Source organism: Stenotrophomonas sp. NPDC077659, from assembly GCF_050268705.1.
Classification (GTDB): domain Bacteria; phylum Pseudomonadota; class Gammaproteobacteria; order Xanthomonadales; family Xanthomonadaceae; genus Stenotrophomonas.
This window is the reverse complement of record NZ_JBNNHG010000031.1, coordinates 1-16,578: the sequence shown is the minus strand read 5'-3', so window position 1 is coordinate 16,578 and position 16,578 is coordinate 1. Positions and strand designations below refer to the sequence as shown.

Genomic DNA, 16,578 nt, shown 5'->3' with positions numbered 1-16,578 from the left:
AACCGCCGACACGGGGATTTTCAATCCCCTGCTCTACCAACTGAGCTACTCGGCCAGTTTGGCAGGCCAACCGCGCATCCGCAGTGGCCGGAAAAAAAAGACCTGCATTTCTGCAGGCCTTCGAACGTGGTGGCCGAGGACGGAATCGAACCGCCGACACGGGGATTTTCAATCCCCTGCTCTACCAACTGAGCTACTCGGCCACTTGTTTCGTTGCAGCGAGGTCGCTGCCGAGGACGCGCATATTACGGAGGTCAACTGCTTTCGGCAAGCGTTTTGGCAAAAAACCTTCACATGGCCGACCGCGTGCACGCAAGTGCTTGATCCTGGGACGCGGGGGCGGGGCACGATACGGTGCGGGCGGTCAGGCGCTGGCGGGCGCTTCGCGGCGCAGCAGTTCGCGCTTGCGCTCCACGCCCCAGGCGTAGCCGGACAGGTCGCCATTGCGCCGCACGACGCGGTGGCAGGGCACGGCCACCGCCAGCGGATTGCTGGCACAGGCGCGGGCCACCGCGCGGCTGGCCCGGGGCGCACCGATGCGCGCGGCGATGTCGGCATAGGACGCGGTCTTCCCCTGCGGAATCTGCTGCAGGGCCTGCCACACCCGCTGCTGGAACGCGGTGCCGCGGATGTCCAATGGCAGGTTCGCGCCTCGCGCGGGATCTTCCACCAGCCCCACCACCTGCGCGACCAGCTGTTCGTAGCCGGCATCGGCACCGACCAGTTCGGCGCGGCTGAAGCGCTGTTGCAGCGATCGCAGCAACGCGTCCGGGTCATCGCCGAGCAGGATGGCGACCACGCCGATGCCGCTGCTGGCCACCAGCACACTGCCCAGGGTGGTTTCGGCAATGGCGAAGTGCAGGATTTCGCCCTGGCCGCCGGCCCGCCAGCGTCGCGGCGTCATGCCCAGCAGGCGCGGGGCGTTTTCATAGAAGCGGCCGCTGGAACCAAAGCCTGCCTGGTAGAAGGCATCGGTGATGCGACCGCGCTGCTGCAGGCCCTCGCGCAGGCGATCGGCGCGCAGCGCAGCGGCGTACTGTTTGGGGGTCACGCCGGTGGCATCTTTGAACACCCGGTGCAGCAGTGTCGGGCTGCACCCGGCGAGATCGGCCAGTTGCTGAAGTGAGGGTTCGTCCACGCTGTCCTGCAGGAGACGGCAGACGCGTTCGACACGGGCATCGGCATGAGGGGCGGACGTATCCATGGGCGGATTCTGGCATGCGGCAGGTGAGCGGACACTCCGTTTCCTGCACCGCTGCCGATGGCAGGAAACGGAGTGTGCGGGTGCCGCCGCGACGGCACCGTGGCGGTACCTTCCGCCAACGAGACCGGACATGCGCCTGCACGACAAGACTGCCCTCATCACCGGCGCCAGCGCCGGCATAGGCCGCGCCTGCGCGCTGCGGTTTGCCGCCGAAGGTGCGCGGCTGGTACTCAACGCACGGCGGCTGCAGCCCCTGCAGGAACTGGCCACCCACATCCGCAGCGCGGGCGGCGAGGTGGTGGTGCATGCCGGTGACGTTGCCGACCCCGCTACCGCGCAGGCCCTGGTCGAGCTGGCACGGCAGGCCCATGGCGGCTTGGACATCGCCATCAACAACGCGGGCATGCTCGGCCCCAGCCGCCCCACGGCCGAGCTGGCGCCGGAGGATTGGCGGCAGGTGATGGCAACCAATCTGGATGCCGCCTTCCATGCCGCGCGTGCCCAGTTGCCAGCGCTGCTGGCCCGCGGCGGGGGATCGCTGGTATTCATCGGCACCTTTGTCGGCCAGACCGTGGGCTTTCCCGGCATGGCCGCCTATGCCGCCAGCAAGGCCGGGCTGGTGGGACTGAGCCAGGTGATCGCGGCCGAGTACGGCGCGCAGCGCATCCGCAGCAACGTGCTGTTGCCAGGCGGTACAGATACCGACATGGGGCGGCAGGCGGCAGACAGCGAGGACGCGCGTGCATTCGTGCGCTCGCTGCACGCGCTCAAGCGCATGGCCGAGCCGGTGGAGATCGCCAACGCCGCTTTGTTTCTCGCCAGCGACGAGAGCAGTTTTGTCACCGGCAGCGCGTTGCGCGTGGAAGGCGGGGTGTCGATCACCCGCACCTGACGCGGCGCGCGGCCCGGCGCTGTGGGATCACGGAGCCAGCTGCACCTGGCCCGGGTCGGTCACGCGGATCTGCGTCTGGTAGTAGTACTTGTTGCTGGGCTGGCCGTTGCCGCTGATGAAGGCGATGCGGACCCGACGTGCGGTGCCGTTGACGAGGATGCGGCGGCCTTGCAGCGTGGCGAGCTTCACCCCCAGCGTGTCTTCCAGGGCGGGCTGCAGCGTCGGGCTGATTGCCAGCGAGATGTTCAACGGATGGCGGTAGTCGCGTTCGCTGCTGAGGTAGAGCATGCGCTGATCGCTGCCGATGGCCTGCACCTTCAGTGCGAAGGTGCCGGTGATGCCGCGCGCTGGATCGTCCTGCGCGGCGCGGACGGCCGCGTCGGCAACGATCACGCCAGGCGCCTGCGGTGCCTGCACGGCCTGGCGGTGGGCGCAACCGCTGGCCAGCAGCAGGGGAATGAACAGCGATGCAAGCAGGGAAGTACGGGTCATGGCGCATCCTTGTGCGGTTCGGGAGGGCCGAGTGTGGCCGCGTGCATGGGGCAGGCACAAGCCTGCTGTCCAAACGCGAGGCGGATCGGTCATGCCGGGTAGACATCGCATTGACCGGGAAGGACGCGCATCCGTCCACCGCCGCAGCGGGTACGCAGGGACGGCGATGCGCGCTCCGGGAAATGGTTGGAACTGGCCTTTGGCCATTGCTCCTGCAGCGCCTGCGGGCATCCATTTGCCGTGCGCAAGTGCGTGCAGGGCTGCGGGCCGCCCGGCGCGTGCACGCGCCTCTCGCAGCGGCATGACCGTCGCATCACTGGCACGCGTCCAGCATGCCATGGTCAGGCCGGCCTGTTGCCGGCGGGAGCATCTTCCATGAACGACACGCAGAACCCCAACCAGCAGCAGGCCCGTGAGGGGGCGCAGGAGAGCCGCCAGGATCGGCGCCAGGATGAGGTCGCCAGGCAGCGGCCCGGTCAGCAGGATCAGCAGGTGCATGACGCGCATTCGCGCCGCCCGCAGCGGAAAGACGGCAGCCAGGCGCCGGGCTGAGTGGGGTGTAGGTGGGGAAGGGGCATTGCGCGCGAACTTCGCGTCCGGGCCGGGCGCGAACGGGTTCCCGCAGCCTGTGGTCCAAAGAAAAAGCCCGCAGATCGTTGTGATCTACGGGCTTCCTTGAATAGTGGTGGAGCCAGGGAGGATCGAACTCCCGACCTCGTCATTGCGAACGACGCGCTCTCCCAGCTGAGCTATGGCCCCACGGCAGCGCCAGTGTAGCGCCGCCGCCAGGGCTTGCCAAGCAGCGCCGCGGCCGCCGTGCCATGCTGCGCGCTCCGCCGCCAACGGGCAACACCACATGACCGACCATCGTCGGCTGCAGTGCGACCTGCACGATGGCCGCCGCTTCATCGCGCGTGCGCGTACGACCGGAAGTACTGCCAACAAGGAGGAATTCCTGCTGCTGGATGCGTCCGAGGGTGAGCACCGCATCCGCCTGGATCTTCTGCACGCGGTGGCGACCGTGGGCGCCGATGGCCAGCCGGGCGCGCGCGATGCTCGGGCCGGGTCCTTCCGGTGCGCCGCAGGAATGGAGGCGTGGCGAACTTTGCTGCAGCGGGCGGGAAGCTGACTGCGACGTAGTGCGCAACGAAATCGTAACAATCCGGGCGATAATGGAGGCTTGCGCAGTGTCTCCCCCTCTACCGTCCGGCCCGCGCAGGCCGTACGGATGCCTCCTTAGAGCTCTCGATGCCTTCCCATACCGATTCCCGCCGTTCGTCGGGCATGTCGTCCTCCGTTTCCTTCCGTCGTCACCCGCTGGCCCTGGCCTGCGCCAGTCTGGCCCTGGCGGCCAGCTTCGGCGCCGCTGCGCAGGACGCTGCGCCGAGTGCGACCGCATTGGACACGATCACCGTGACCGCCGAGCACCGCGAGCAGAACCTGCAGGAAGTCCCGGTGTCGGTGGGCGTGGTGCAGGGCGAGCGCATGCGCGATTTCACCGCCGGCGGCGACGATACCCTGCTGGCGCTGTCCGGTCGTGTGCCCAGCCTGTATGCGGAAACCACCACCGGCCGCATCTTCCCGCGCTTCTACATCCGTGGTCTGGGCAACATCGACTTCTACCTGGGTGCCTCGCAGCCGGTGTCGATCATCCAGGACGACGTGGTGCTGGAACACGTGGTGCTGAAGTCCAACCCGGTCTATGACGTGGACCAGGTGGAAGTGCTGCGCGGCCCGCAGGGCTCGCTGTTCGGCCGCAACACCACCGCCGGCATCGTCAAGTTCGACACGCTCAAGCCCACCGATGAGTACACCGGCCGCGTCAGCGCCAGTTACGCCAGCTACAACAGCGTTTCCCTCGATGGTGGCTTCGGTGGCCCGATCAACGACGTCGCCTCGTTCCGCGTGTCGGCCCTGTACCAGCACCGCGACGATTACGTCGACAACACCTACACCGGCCCCAGCGCCGATGGCACGGTCAGCCCGAAGAAGAACGCGATGGGCGGTTTCGATGACCGCAACGTGCGTGCCCAGCTGCTGCTCAAGCCCAGCGACCAGTTCTCGATCCTGGCTTCGGCACACGCCCGCGACTACGACGGCACCTCGACCCTGTTCCTGCGCAATGCGCTGACCAAGGGCTCGAACCAGACCGATGTGCCGCGCGACAAGGTCGCCTATGACGAAGCCGACAACAACCCGCAGGCCTACAAGACCTACGGCGGCTCGGTGAAGGCGCGCTACGACTTCGGCGCGGTCGACTTCACCTCGATCACTGCCTACGAGACCACTTCCGGCTACAGCCGCGGTGACACCGATGGCGGTGCGGCGGTGAACTTCCCGGTCAACGGCGTGCCGAACGGCTACGGCCAGTCGATGGGCCAGATCCGCGACCTGGACCAGTGGACCCAGGAATTCCGCCTGGCCAGCCATGATGACAACGCCCTGCAGTGGCAGGCCGGTGCGTTCTACTTCAATGGCAGCGACACCACCGATTTCTACCAGCGCGCGTGGTTCCTGCAGGGCGCGGCCCGCAACCCGAACAACTGGGTGCGCCTGCGCAACAAGAATACCTCGTGGGCCGGTTTCGGCCAGATCAGCTACGCCTTCACCGACAAGTTCAGCATCACCGCTGGCCTGCGCCAGACCAAGGACGAGAAGCACACCCGTCTGCTGAAGACCGCTGATACCGCTGCCGGCGTGGTGACCTACAAGGGCCGTACGGACGTGAAGATGTCCGACACCACCCCGAGCTGGGACCTGAGCGCGATGTACCAGTTCACGCCGAACGTGAGCGCGTACGCGAAGGTCGCACGCGGCTTCCGCGGTCCGACCATCCAGGGCCGTTCGGCGGTGTTCAACGCTGACTTCACCACCGCTGATTCGGAAACCATCCTGTCGTGGGAAGCGGGCGTGAAGAGCAGTCTGTGGGACAACCGCCTGCGCCTGAACGCCACCGCGTTCACCTACACCGTCAACGACATCCAGCTCAACGGCAATGACTCCGATGGCAACGGCGTGCTGTTCAACGCTGACAAGGCCAAGGCCTACGGCTTTGAAGCCGACATGGAACTGCGCCCGATCCCGAACCTGACCCTGAGCGCCGGCCTGAGCCTCCTGCACAGCGAGATCCAGGACAAGCGCGTGTACGCACAGGTGTGCGCCCTGAACGGCGCAGTGGTGTGCACCGTGAACGACTCGACCATCAAGGTTGGTGCGAACACGTTCGCCCAGATCGACGGCAATCCGCTGCCGAATGCACCGAAGTACAACGTGAACTTCGCTGCGCGCTACGACTTCCCGGTCAGCGATGCCGGCACGATGTTCGTGTCCACCGACTGGAACAAGCAGGGCTACACCAGCTTCGTCCTGTACGACAGCAAGGAGTTCAACTCCAAGGGTGATTTCGAGGGTGGCCTGAAGCTGGGTTACTCCGGTAACTACGGTGCTTACGAAGTGGCACTGTTCGCACGCAACATCACCAACGAGAAGAACCTCAAGGGTGTGATCGAGAATTACATGGCTGCGGTCTACAACGAACCGCGCACCGTGGGTGTCTCGCTGAACATGAACTGGTAAGCACCGGCTTCATGCATCAACCGGCAACGCCCCGCAGCTGCGGGGCGTTGTCGTTTTCGCGACCTGCGATGAGGATGGCGGCGCCCCGGTAAAATCGACTGACAGTCAACTGCCTTGGGCGATGCAGCTGAACCGCCCGCGCTGCGCGCGGTAGTCGACTGACAGTCGACTCTACCCGGCCGGACCCCGCTGGGCTACGGTGAGGATGCCCAAGGCCCGGTAGAGGCGACTGTCAGTCGCCTGCTGTTGGTGATGCGGCTGGGCAGCCCGCGCTGCGCGCGGTAGTCGACTGACAGTCGACTCTACCCGGCCGGACCTCGCTGGGCTACGGTGAGGATGGCGTCGGCAGCAGTGCCTGCAGGCGCGCTTCCAGTTCCTGCTGGCGCCAGCCGGCCAGTGCGGCCGGCCACTGGCGGCATTCCAGGTAGCTTTCCAGGTGCTTGCGCGAGGCCAGCACGCCATCGGCCAGGCCCAGCTCGCGGCTGCGCTCGGCCACGGCGTCCTGCAGCTTCTTCACCGTTTTCTTGTCGGCATCGCTGGCCTGCATCGCCAGTGGTGCATCGGCCTCGTCGTCCAGGGGCGTGGACAGCGCCTGCCAGACTGCGCCGGCCAGCTTGCGCGGCGCCTTCGGGAACTGCTCGAACAGCTTGCCCAGCGCGGCCGGATCGGCCGGAGGCGTGCGCGCCAGGGTGGCGGCCAGCTCGTTGTCCAGAATCCAGCTGCGCGGGCGGTCGCTGTTGCGGGCCTGCACATCGCGCCAGCGCAGCAGGCGCAACAGCCGGTGCTGGGCCGGTGCGTCGAGGAACTGCGCCGCGCGCATGCCCAGGTGCGGCCAGCGCTCTTCATCGTTGGCCACGTTGGCCAGCAGACGCTCGGCATCGTCGTGCAGCCACTGTTGGCGGCCCAGCGCCTGCAGCTTGCCGTTGATCGCGTCATGCAGCGCGAACAGGTGCTCGACGTCGTCAGCGGCGTACTGCAGCTGCGATTCGGACAGCGGGCGGCGCATCCAGTCCGAACGTGTCTCGCCCTTGGCCAGGGCGACACCGGTGATTTCCTGCACCAGCTTCTGGTAGCCCATGCCGGCCCCGATGCCGGCCAGCGCCGCGCCGATCTGGGTGTCGAACAATGGTCGCGGCAGCACCCCGCAGGTCCATTTGAACGCCACCAGGTCTTCGCTGGCGCTGTGCATTACCTTGGTGATGGATTCATCGGTCAGCCACGGCGCCAACGCTTCAGGCATGCCGGGAATCAGTGGGTCGATCAGCAGGATGTCCTCACCCACGGCCATCTGCACCAGCGCAAGCTGCGGCCAGAAGGTGCGTTCACGGATGAATTCGGTGTCCAGGCCGATGCGGGTCGGCCGCTGCTGGCGGTATGCGTCCAGCTCGGCGGGGGTGGTGATCCAGATTGCCACGTGTCAGGGCCTACTACTCGGGTTTGCTCAGGCAGGGGAGAATAGCCTAACGTCGGTCCGCGTCCGTGTTGAAGGAGCTCCCGCTTGCGTTTTCCGCTGTCGTCCGCGCTGTGTGCCGCCCTGGCTGTGGCCCTGGCCGGCTGTACGCCGTCGCCTCCGGTGCCTGCCACGGGCGGCGAGGGCGTACAGCCAGCCAAGGCCAATCCGGAGGCCGCGGCGGGGCAGGGCACGGTGACCATCGCCGATGACAATGCCGCCGAAGACATCCAGCAGTGGATTCCGCCCCGGGTGGACCGGCAGCAGCGCAGCCAGGCCAAGCTGCGCCGCGCGGCCGAGCAGGCCTTCGCCCGTGGCCACCTGTATGAAGATGCCGATGCAGCCATACCGCTGTGGCTGGCGGTACAGGAGGAAAACCCCGATGACCGCCACGCCCGCGCCGGGCTGCAGCGGGCCCGGCAGCGGCTGCTGCAGCAGGCCGATGCGCTGCTGGTGCGCCCGCTGAAGCAGCGCGAAGCGCTGGCCGAGGCTGGCCGCCAGGCGCTGGTGCTGCTCACGCTGGCACCGAAGGATGAGAGCGTGAGGGCACTGCAGGGCCGGGTCGAGACTGCACAGCGCGCCGTGGCCTACAACCGTGCCGGTGAGGACGACCTGCGTGCCGACCGCATCGGCGAGGAGGGGGACGGTGCCATCGCCAATTTCCGTGAGGCGCTGGCCCTGGACGAGGACAACCGGCGCGCGCGGCAGGGCCTGGCGGCCGCGGAAAGCGGGTTGATCCGTCGTGCCGAGGATGCTGCCCGCGCACGCGACTTCGCCAGTGCTGGTGCCTGGCTGGCCGAGGCGAGCAAGGTACGCGATTCCTCGCCGACCATCGCTGATGCCTTCGAGCGCATCGAACAGATCCGCGCCGCCGCACTGGTGCAGCTGCGCGACGCGGGCCTGCGCGACCTGACCACGCCGCAGGGCCTGAAGCCGGCGCGCGGGAAGCTCGCCGAGGCGCTGCGTATCGCTCTGCCGGGCGACCCGGTGGTGGCGCAGCTGCGCGAGCGCATCGACCTGGCCACCCATTACGGCAGCTTCCGCCCCGGGCAGGTGTTCAGCGATGCGCTGCGCGACGGCGGCCGCGGGCCGCAGATGATCGTGGTGCCGCATGGCGGTTTCCAGATGGGGGCCGGGGATGCCGAGCCCGGCGCGACCGACGCCGAGCGGCCCTCGCATTACGTGCGCTTCGAGCGCGGCTTTGCGATGGCCATCACCGAGGTCACCGTGGCCGACTTCGAGCGCTACGTGAAGGCAACCAACACGCGCCCGCGCGCGACCCGGCGTGGCCACTCGGTGGTCTACGATGAGCGCAGTGGCAACTTCATCCGCCGCAGCGGCGTGGACTGGCGCTCGGATTACGACGGCAGCCGGGCGATGGGCAATTCGCCGGTGATGCATGTGAGCGTGCGGGATGCCGAGAATTACGCCGCGTGGCTGTCCGAACAGACCGGCCGTTCCTACCGCCTGCCCAGCGAGGCCGAGTTCGAGTACGCCCTGCGGGGTGGCAACAGCGGCCGCTACCCTTGGGGCGATGCCGGCCTGCCACCGGAAGGCAGTGGCAACTTCACCGGCAGCCGCGATACCTCACCGTCGGGCCGGCACTGGCACAACGCCTTTGTCGGCTATGGCGATGGCTGGTGGGGGCCGGCACCGGTGGCGACCTTCCAGGCCAATGCCTACGGCCTGCACGATCTGTCCGGCAACCTCAGCGAATGGGTGGCCGACTGCTGGCACGCCAGCTACCGGCGTGCGCCGTCCGATGGCGCGGCCTGGTTCAACCCCGGCTGCCGCTCGCGGGTGATCCGCGGGGGCAACTGGGCCAATGCCCCGGAACAGACCCGCGCGGCCTGGCGCCAGTCTCAGGATTCGGACACCACCAGCGCACGCATCGGTTTCCGCCTGGTGCGTGGCATCTGAGGCGGCCTGGACTTCACCCGCCATGGGCGGTGGCGCACTAAGATTGCGCCGTGCCCGCCAGCCGGCGGGGTCTGCAGGAAGGCCCTTCGATGCGCAACGATCCCTTTTCCCGCTCGCCGCAACAAGGCCCCCGGCGCGGCCTGTTCGGCAACATCCGCTGGTGGGTGCTGCTGTTGGCGGCAGGCTACGCGGCGTTCTACTGGTTTTCCAACCGCACGGTGGATCCCTACACCGGTGAGAAGGTGCTGATCGACAGCACGCTCGATGCCAGACAGGAAAAAGCGCTGGGCCTGCAGGCCTACCAGCAGATCCTGGCGCAGGAGCGGCCGCTGGATCCCAACGCGCAGATGTCGCGTGACATCCGCGCCATTGCCGAGCGGCTGATCGCCAAAGTGGACGTGGTGGAGACCGCGCTGGCGCAGGAGCACGGGCTGCAGCCGGGGCATTTCTCCCGCGATTTCGAGTGGGAGGTGAACGTCATTCCGTCCGATCAGGCCAATGCGTTCTGTCTGCCGGGCGGCAAGATGGCGGTATACACCGGCCTGGTACCGGTGGCGCGAACGACCGATGCGATGGCCGTGGTGATGGGCCATGAAATTGCCCATGCGTTGCTGCGCCATGGTGCGCAGCGGATGGCGCAGCAGAAGCTGACCCAGATCGGCCAGGTGGCGGGCGCGGCCAGCGGCATGGATGCGCAGCAGCAACAGATGATGATGTCGGCGATGGGCTACGGCTATCTGCTGCCCTATGCGCGCAGCCACGAAACCCAGGCCGATGAGGTGGGGCTGATGCTGGCGGCGGCAGCGTGTTTCGATCCGCGCGAGGCAGTGCCGTTGTGGCAGCGGATGGGGCAGGCGAGTGGCGGGCAGTCGCCGCCGGAGTTTTCCTCGACCCATCCCAATCCCGGGACGCGCATCCAGAACCTGCAGGCGTTGATGCCCAAGGCGCTGGAGTATCGGCAGAAGTTCTGCGGGCAGGCAAAGTAGGGTGTTGTTCGGCAGGGCTTGCAGCCCTGCACCTGCTGCAAATCAACGGCAACTTCAACGTCAAGAGCGGGCTATCCGTGGGTTGGCGGGGTGGGCCCGGTTGAGGGGGACGGCGTGAATACGTCCATGTAGCCTCGGTCGCGCCATCCATGGCGCTCACGCCCCCTCAACCGGACCCACCCCGCCTTCGACAGTTCTCCGCGATCTGTCGGAACGGGGTTCTGCTCTGGTGGGTGCCGACCGTTGGTCGGCACGGGGTCGGCACGGATGAATTCATTCGATATCTGACAGATGTGCCGACCAACGGTCGGCACCCACCAACAGTCGCGGGAAACTGTCAGAGGTGGGGCGGTGTGGGTGGGCAGGACCGTTGGCGCCATGGATGGCGCCATCGAGCCCCCCATGGACGGGTTTACGGCGTGTCCTGACCACCCACACCGCCCCGCCCAACCAGCAGAAAACCAGAGTCGCTTTTGCTTTGGCTTTGGCCGTTGCCTTGAGCAGGTGCAGGGCTGCAAGCCCTGCAGAACAACCCTTTACTTGACCAGCACGTCGATCACGCCGTCACCGACACGTGCCTGCAGCGCATCGCCGGCCTGCACCTGCCCGACCCCGCGTACCAGCGTGCCGTCATCACTGCGGGTCAGGATGCTGTAGCCACGCGCAACCGTCGCCAGCGGACTTACCGCTTCCAGCGAACGCGCCAGCCCACGCAGACGCAGGGCATCACGCTGCAGCAAGCGCTGCATCGCCGCCTGCGGGCGGCCACTCAGCGCGGCCAGGCGCCGCTGCATCTCGTCCAGCTGGCGCTGCGGATGGTGGCCGCGCAGCACTGCCGCCGCATGGCGCAGGCGCGCAGCACGGCGCTCCTGCTGCTGGTTGAAGGCCGCATGCAGACGCCGGCCCAGGTCCAGCTGGCGGCGGCGCAACAGGTCCAGTCGTGCCTGCGGGCTCTGTGCGTTCAGGCGCAGCAGTGCACGGTCGGCACGCTGCATCGCCTGCTGCATCGTGTGCCGCTGCAGCTGTACCATGCGCGCGGCCGTACGGCGCAGGCGCAGGGCCAGTTCGCGCTGGTCGGGCACCAGCAGTTCGGCCGCCACCGACGGCGTCGGCGCGCGCAGGTCGGCAGCGAAGTCGCTCAGGCTGAAGTCGGTTTCGTGGCCCACCGCCGAGACCACCGGCGTGCCGCTGGCAGCGATGGCGCGCGCCAGTGCTTCGTCATTGAATGCCCACAGATCTTCCAGCGAACCGCCACCCCGGGTCAGCAGGATGACGTCGTAGCGGCCACTGGCATCGGCCGCCTGCAGCAGGCGGGTGATCTGCACAGCGGCGGTGCTGCCCTGGACCAGGGTTGGTAGCAGGTCCACTTCCAGCAGCGGGAAACGGCGGCCCAGCACGCTCAGTACGTCGCGCACGGCGGCGCCGGTCGGTGAGGTGATGATCGCCAGGCGCTGCACGTGTGCGGGCATCGGTCGCTTGCGCGCCGGGTCGAACAGACCCTCGGCCTCCAGCCGTGCCTTCAGTTCCTCGAAGGCGCGGCGCAGTGCACCTTCACCGGCCTCTTCCATGTGGTCCAGCACCATCTGGTACTCGCCACGTGCGTCGTACAGCGTCACCTTGCCACGCGCCAGCACGCGCATGCCCTCGCGCGGCACGAACTTCAGGTACTGCGCCTTCATCCGGAACATCGCCGCACGCAGCTGTGCGCGCGCGTCCTTCAGGGTGAAGTACAGGTGCCCGGATGCCGGGCGTGCCACGCTGCCCAGTTCGGCTTCGACCCAGACCGCCGGGAAACTGCCTTCCAGCAGGTCGCGGGCCAGGGTGTTGAGCTGGCTGGGAGTAAGGACGTCGTTATTGCGTGGCTGCATGGGTACGGCGGATGACGGGCGGAACAGGGCGCTCAGGATCGCACGTCAGCGCGCGCCGTGCTGGGCCAGCGCCCACTGCACGTGTTCGCGCACCACGGGCGAGGGGTCGTCGACGCGGGTGTGCAGGGCGGCCAGTGCATCGCTGGCGGCCGGGGCGTTGCCCAGTGCCACGGCGATGTTGCGCAGCCAGCGCTCGTGGCCGCTGCGACGGATCGGGCTGCCCTCGGTGCGGCTCAGGAATTCGGCTTCGTCCCAGGCGAACAGCTGGTCCAGGCGCGCGGTATCGAGGTTGTTGCGCGCACGGAAATCGGCTTCGTCGGTGCGCTTGGCGAACTTGTTCCAGGGGCACACCAGCTGGCAGTCGTCGCAGCCGTAGATGCGGTTGCCGATCAGCGGCCGCATGTCTTCGGGGATGGCGCCGTCGTGCTCGATGGTCAGGTAGGAAATGCAGCGCCGGGCATCCAGCCGCTGCGGGCCGATGATGGCCTGGGTGGGGCAGACGTCGATGCAGCGCGTGCAGGTGCCGCAGTGCGCGGTGGCCGGTGCGTCGATCGGCAGCGGGATATCGATGTAGATCTCGCCGATGAAGAACCACGAGCCACCATGGCGGTCGATCAGGCAGGTGTGCTTGCCGATCCAGCCCAGGCCGGCATTGCGCGCCAGCGCGCGTTCGAGCACCGGTGCCGAATCGACGAACACGCGGTAGCCCAGCGGCGCCACGTCGTCGTTGATCCGGGTGGCCAGCTTCTGCAGGCGGTTGCGCATCAGCTTGTGGTAATCGCGGCCCAGCGCATAGCGCGCCACGTAGGCGCGGCCGGGGTCGGCCAGGGTCGCCCAGGCTTCAGTGTCGTCCTTGTGGCTGTAATCCATGCCCACCGAAATCACCCGCACCGTGCCCGGCAGCAGTTCTGCAGGACGCGCGCGCAGCGTGCCATGGCGGGCCATCCAGTCCATCGTGCCGTACAGGCCCTTGCCCAGCCAATCGGCCAGGTGCGCCTCATCCTCGCCCAGCTCGATGCCGGCGATGCCACAGCGCTGGAAGCCGTGCGCGCGGGCGAGGTCGCGGATGCGCTGCACGGCCAGGGCCGGATCGAGAGGGGCAGGGGCGGGGAACATGCGCACCAGTATAAAATCTCCGCATGGCCAACCTTGCCGATCTGTTCGATTCCGCTGCCGCACGTGCGCTTGATGCGCAGGCCTCGGCGCTGGCTGGTGATGGCGGCTGGGAGCTGATGGCCCAGGCCGGGCTGGCCGCCTGGCAGCGCCTGCTGCGGCACTGGCCGCAGGCCCTGAACGTAGGCGTGGTGGTGGGCAGCGGCAACAACGGCGGCGACGGCCTGGTGCTGGCGCGGCATGCGCTGCTGGCTGGGCGTCGGGTGACGGTGCTGACCCTGCCGGGCAAGCCGCCGTCCACGCCGCTGGCCCAGCGGGCAACATCGGATTTCAGGTCCGTCGGGGGAACCCTGGCGGAATTTGACGGAACGCTGCCCGACGCCGATATCTGGGTGGATGGTCTGTTCGGGCTGGGTTTTGCTCGCGCTCCCGAGGGCGCAGCACGGGCCGTGATCGAAGCGTTGAACGCACAGGACGCACCGGTATTTGCACTGGATGTGCCCAGCGGCGTCGACGCCGACCGCGGCAGCGTCCCCGGCGCGGCGGTGCGTGCCACGCTCACCCTGCAGTTCATCGTGCCGCACCGTGGCCTGTATACCGGCAACGCGCTGGAGCACGTGGGCGAACCCGCGCTGGCCCCGCTGCAGCTGCCGAAGGCGGCATGGCAGGGCGTTTCAGCGGCGGCCGAGCACTGGACCCGTTCGCGGCTGCCGGCCCTTCTGCCGCCGCGCCGTGCCAACACCCACAAGGGCGAGTCAGGCCATGTGCTGTGCGTGGGCGGCAACCACGGCAGCGGCGGCGCCATCGCTCTGGCCGCTGAAGCCGGCCTGCGCGCAGGGGCTGGCCTGGTCAGCATCGGCACCCGTGCGGACCATGTCGGGCCCCTGCTGTCGCGGCTGCCCGAAGCCATGGTGCATGCACTGGAAGATGGCGATGCGCTGCAGAACCTGCTTGAAAAGGCCAAGGTGGTGGCAATCGGCCCCGGCTTGGGCCAGGACGACTGGGCCCGCGCTCTGTTCGGCCGCGTGCTGGCCTGTGGCAAGCCGCTGGTGGTCGATGCCGATGCGCTGAACCTGCTGGCCCGTGACCCGCGCGCGCTGCCCGGTGCCATCCTCACCCCGCACCCGGGCGAGGCCGCGCGCCTGCTCGAATGCAGCACGGCCGAGATCCAGGCCGATCGCTACCGCCGTGCCCAGGCTCTTGCCGAGCGCTACCACGCGGTGGTGGTGCTGAAGGGCGCAGGCAGCATCGTGGCCGCCCCCGGTCGCATGCCGCGCCTGATTGCCGCTGGCAATCCCGGCATGGCCGTGGGCGGCATGGGGGATCTGCTGACCGGCATCATTGCCAGCCTGCGCGCGCAGGGGCTGGATGCCTTCGACGCTGCTGCGGGCGGCGCCCTGCTGCACGCGCTGGCGGGCGATGCCGCAGCCCTCGATGGCGCGCGTGGCCTGCTTCCTACTGATCTGCTGGCGCCCCTGCGGCGGCTGGCCAACCCGGAACTGCCGCAATGACTGAATTCTTCCTGCCCGGAACTGCCGCAATGACTGAATTCTTCCTGGCCGACAGCGACGCCACCGAGCTGCTGGGGCAGTGGCTGGCGGCCACCCGCCCGCCGCAGGCGCTGGTCGAGCTGCGCGGTGATCTTGGCGCCGGCAAGTCCACCACGGCGCGTGCGCTGCTGCGCGCGCTGGGCGTGCAGGGGGCTATCCGCAGCCCCACCTACACCCTGGTCGAGCGCTATCCGCTGTCCAGTGGCGGCGAAGCGTGGCACCTGGATCTGTACCGCATCGGCCAGGCCGGCGAGCTGGACTTCCTGGGCCTGGACGAGGGGAGTGCGGCGCTGTGGCTGGTGGAATGGCCCGAGCGCGGCGCCGGTGCGCTGCCCCCCACCGATCTGGTGGTGGCCCTTGAGATCGAAGGTCAGGGGCGGCGGGTCCGTCTAACTGGCCTCAGCGACGTAGGCCGGGAATGGCTGGATCGGCTCCCTCAAGGGGGCGACTTGCAGGCCATTTCTGTCGGCTGACGAGAACAAACACCGGCAGGTTACGGATTATTAAGGAAAAAGGTGTTGCATTCCGTTCAGCGCGGTGATTGAATCCTGAGCCATGCGCCTGGGGAACCGTCTCATCGCCATCTGTGCCGCCGTCGGACTGGGTCTGGCGAGCGTCTGTGCGTGGGCTGGTGAGATCCGCCAGGTCCAGCTGAACACCGGTGCGACCGGCACCCGCGCCGAGATCTCACTGGTCGGCAGCGGCGGCTACAAGACCCTGTCGCTGTCCTCGCCGAACCGTCTGGTGATCGATTTCCCTGACTCCAGCGCCGTGCACAATCTGAAGATGCCTGCCGCGCAGGGCGTGGTGACTGCGGTACGTACCGGTCAGCCGGTGCCGGGCACCTTCCGTGTCGTTTTTGACTTGTCCGAATCGGTTGCGCCCTTCCGCCCGCAGATGCAGCGCGAAGGCAATGCATCCACGCTGGTGATCGAGTGGCCGGGCGATGGCCCGGCGACCACCGCCAGCCATGCTGCGCCCACTGCCCAGCCCACTGCCGCGCCAGCGCCCAGCACTACTTCCGCCGCCCAGAGCGCGCAGTCGCGCGGGGATGCTGCACGCGCCACCGCGCTGCTGACCGCCCAGGTGCAGCAGCAGGCCAGTGCCAGTGCGGCCGCACCTGTGGCGCCTGCGCCTGCCCCGACCACCACCCCGGCCCAGGTGGCCGCCGCCGGCATCAGTGCCGGCAGCACGCCGCCCCCGTCCTCACCGGCGTCGATCCTCGCCGGCCAGCCGACCCGTGCCGTGGTGGCCGCCCCGGCCCCGGCGCCCACGCCTGCCGCACCCAGCGAAGCGCCGCGACCGGCCATGCCCAGTGATGCCTCGCGCATCCGCATGCAGCCGGGCATGCGCCACCTGGTGGTGGCGATCGATCCCGGCCACGGCGGCCAGGATCCGGGCGCGATCGGCCCGACCGGCAAGCGCGAGAAGGACGTTACTCTGGCGGTAGCACGCGAGCTGGCCCGCCAGGTCAACGCCACGCCGGGCCTGAAGGCCTATCTGACCCGCGACAGCGACGTGTTCATC

13 protein-coding genes, 3 tRNA genes and 1 pseudogene (1 of these 17 only partly in view) are annotated in these 16,578 nt (G+C 68.2%); 9 read left to right on the top strand and 8 right to left on the bottom strand.

The window, feature by feature from the left end; all coding sequences use genetic code 11:
- The 3 genes and pseudogenes from ACQKDV_RS06905 to ACQKDV_RS06895 all read right to left on the bottom strand — a co-directional run.
- Positions 1 to 55 (bottom strand) — tRNA-Phe (locus ACQKDV_RS06905) (it extends 121 nt beyond the left edge of the window).
- 72 nt (positions 56 to 127) lie between these two features.
- Positions 128 to 203: transfer RNA gene (locus ACQKDV_RS06900), tRNA-Phe, on the bottom strand.
- 161 nt (positions 204 to 364) lie between these two features.
- Positions 365 to 1,302, bottom strand: a pseudogene (locus ACQKDV_RS06895) (bifunctional transcriptional activator/DNA repair enzyme AdaA).
- A 32-nt stretch (positions 1,303 to 1,334) separates the two neighbouring features.
- Here ACQKDV_RS06895 and ACQKDV_RS06890 point away from each other — a divergent pair.
- Positions 1,335 to 2,096, top strand: a complete 762-nt coding sequence (locus tag ACQKDV_RS06890) for an SDR family oxidoreductase (protein ID WP_427783021.1) — start codon at positions 1,335 to 1,337, stop codon at positions 2,094 to 2,096.
- 27 nt (positions 2,097 to 2,123) lie between these two features.
- On the opposite strand, the gene ACQKDV_RS06885 is transcribed toward ACQKDV_RS06890, so the two are convergent.
- Positions 2,124 to 2,588 (bottom strand): hypothetical protein, encoded by a 465-nt coding sequence (locus ACQKDV_RS06885; protein WP_427783020.1) that lies wholly within the window; start codon positions 2,586 to 2,588, stop codon positions 2,124 to 2,126.
- Between the two features lie 375 nt (positions 2,589 to 2,963).
- Here ACQKDV_RS06885 and ACQKDV_RS06880 point away from each other — a divergent pair, with 375 nt between their 5' ends.
- Positions 2,964 to 3,140, top strand: coding sequence for a hypothetical protein (locus tag ACQKDV_RS06880; protein ID WP_427783019.1), 177 nt, complete (start codon positions 2,964 to 2,966; stop codon positions 3,138 to 3,140).
- A gap of 131 nt (positions 3,141 to 3,271) precedes the next feature.
- Here ACQKDV_RS06880 and ACQKDV_RS06875 read toward each other — a convergent pair.
- Positions 3,272 to 3,347 (bottom strand) — tRNA-Ala (locus ACQKDV_RS06875).
- Between the two features lie 97 nt (positions 3,348 to 3,444).
- Between ACQKDV_RS06875 and ACQKDV_RS06870 the strand changes: the two genes are divergently transcribed.
- Complete coding sequence (locus tag ACQKDV_RS06870) at positions 3,445 to 3,717, top strand: Rho-binding antiterminator (RefSeq protein ID WP_427783018.1); 273 nt, start codon at positions 3,445 to 3,447, stop codon at positions 3,715 to 3,717.
- Between the two features lie 119 nt (positions 3,718 to 3,836).
- Complete coding sequence (locus ACQKDV_RS06865; protein WP_427783017.1) at positions 3,837 to 6,164, top strand: TonB-dependent receptor; 2,328 nt, start codon at positions 3,837 to 3,839, stop codon at positions 6,162 to 6,164.
- 325 nt (positions 6,165 to 6,489) lie between these two features.
- On the opposite strand, the gene rnd is transcribed toward ACQKDV_RS06865, so the two are convergent.
- On the bottom strand, positions 6,490 to 7,578 hold the full coding sequence (gene rnd / locus ACQKDV_RS06860; RefSeq protein WP_427783016.1) for a ribonuclease D: 1,089 nt from the start codon (positions 7,576 to 7,578) through the stop codon (positions 6,490 to 6,492).
- An 84-nt stretch (positions 7,579 to 7,662) separates the two neighbouring features.
- Between rnd and ACQKDV_RS06855 the strand changes: the two genes are divergently transcribed.
- Entirely contained in the window at positions 7,663 to 9,534 is a 1,872-nt protein-coding gene (locus tag ACQKDV_RS06855; protein ID WP_427783015.1) for an SUMF1/EgtB/PvdO family nonheme iron enzyme, read from the top strand.
- Positions 9,535 to 9,623: 89 nt separating this feature from the next.
- Positions 9,624 to 10,520, top strand: a complete 897-nt coding sequence (locus ACQKDV_RS06850; RefSeq protein WP_427783014.1) for a M48 family metallopeptidase — start codon at positions 9,624 to 9,626, stop codon at positions 10,518 to 10,520.
- Positions 10,521 to 11,056: 536 nt separating this feature from the next.
- Here the strand turns inward: ACQKDV_RS06850 and xseA are convergent.
- Both xseA and queG read right to left on the bottom strand, forming a co-directional pair.
- A complete protein-coding gene (gene xseA / locus ACQKDV_RS06845) occupies positions 11,057 to 12,388 on the bottom strand; it encodes an exodeoxyribonuclease VII large subunit (RefSeq protein WP_427783013.1) in 1,332 nt (443 codons plus the stop codon).
- Positions 12,389 to 12,433: 45 nt separating this feature from the next.
- Positions 12,434 to 13,504 carry a tRNA epoxyqueuosine(34) reductase QueG gene (gene queG / locus ACQKDV_RS06840; protein ID WP_427783012.1) on the bottom strand — a complete coding sequence of 357 codons (1,071 nt, stop codon included), beginning with the start codon at positions 13,502 to 13,504 and terminating at the stop codon, positions 12,434 to 12,436.
- 23 nt (positions 13,505 to 13,527) lie between these two features.
- Between queG and ACQKDV_RS06835 the strand changes: the two genes are divergently transcribed.
- The 3 genes from ACQKDV_RS06835 to ACQKDV_RS06825 form a co-directional block, all read left to right on the top strand.
- A complete protein-coding gene (locus tag ACQKDV_RS06835; RefSeq protein ID WP_427783011.1) occupies positions 13,528 to 15,012 on the top strand; it encodes an NAD(P)H-hydrate dehydratase in 1,485 nt (494 codons plus the stop codon).
- Between the two features lie 29 nt (positions 15,013 to 15,041).
- Positions 15,042 to 15,524 carry a tRNA (adenosine(37)-N6)-threonylcarbamoyltransferase complex ATPase subunit type 1 TsaE gene (gene tsaE, locus ACQKDV_RS06830; RefSeq protein WP_427783010.1) on the top strand — a complete coding sequence of 161 codons (483 nt, stop codon included), beginning with the start codon at positions 15,042 to 15,044 and terminating at the stop codon, positions 15,522 to 15,524.
- Positions 15,525 to 15,606: 82 nt separating this feature from the next.
- The coding region (locus ACQKDV_RS06825) for an N-acetylmuramoyl-L-alanine amidase (protein WP_427783009.1) at positions 15,607 to 16,578 on the top strand (972 nt) is incomplete at its 3' end.

Bases quoted from the DNA above. Each gene is read 5' to 3' on its own strand.
- ACQKDV_RS06890 (WP_427783021.1), top strand. From the start codon at position 1,335: ATGCGCCTGCACGACAAGACTGCCCTCATCACCGGCGCCAGCGCCGGC.
- ACQKDV_RS06885 (WP_427783020.1), bottom strand. From the start codon at position 2,588: ATGACCCGTACTTCCCTGCTTGCATCGCTGTTCATTCCCCTGCTGCTG.
- ACQKDV_RS06880 (WP_427783019.1), top strand. From the start codon at position 2,964: ATGAACGACACGCAGAACCCCAACCAGCAGCAGGCCCGTGAGGGGGCG.
- ACQKDV_RS06870 (WP_427783018.1), top strand. From the start codon at position 3,445: ATGACCGACCATCGTCGGCTGCAGTGCGACCTGCACGATGGCCGCCGC.
- ACQKDV_RS06865 (WP_427783017.1), top strand. From the start codon at position 3,837: ATGCCTTCCCATACCGATTCCCGCCGTTCGTCGGGCATGTCGTCCTCC.
- ACQKDV_RS06850 (WP_427783014.1), top strand. From the start codon at position 9,624: ATGCGCAACGATCCCTTTTCCCGCTCGCCGCAACAAGGCCCCCGGCGC.
- xseA (WP_427783013.1), bottom strand. From the start codon at position 12,388: ATGCAGCCACGCAATAACGACGTCCTTACTCCCAGCCAGCTCAACACC.
- queG (WP_427783012.1), bottom strand. From the start codon at position 13,504: ATGTTCCCCGCCCCTGCCCCTCTCGATCCGGCCCTGGCCGTGCAGCGC.
- ACQKDV_RS06835 (WP_427783011.1), top strand. From the start codon at position 13,528: ATGGCCAACCTTGCCGATCTGTTCGATTCCGCTGCCGCACGTGCGCTT.
- tsaE (WP_427783010.1), top strand. From the start codon at position 15,042: ATGACTGAATTCTTCCTGGCCGACAGCGACGCCACCGAGCTGCTGGGG.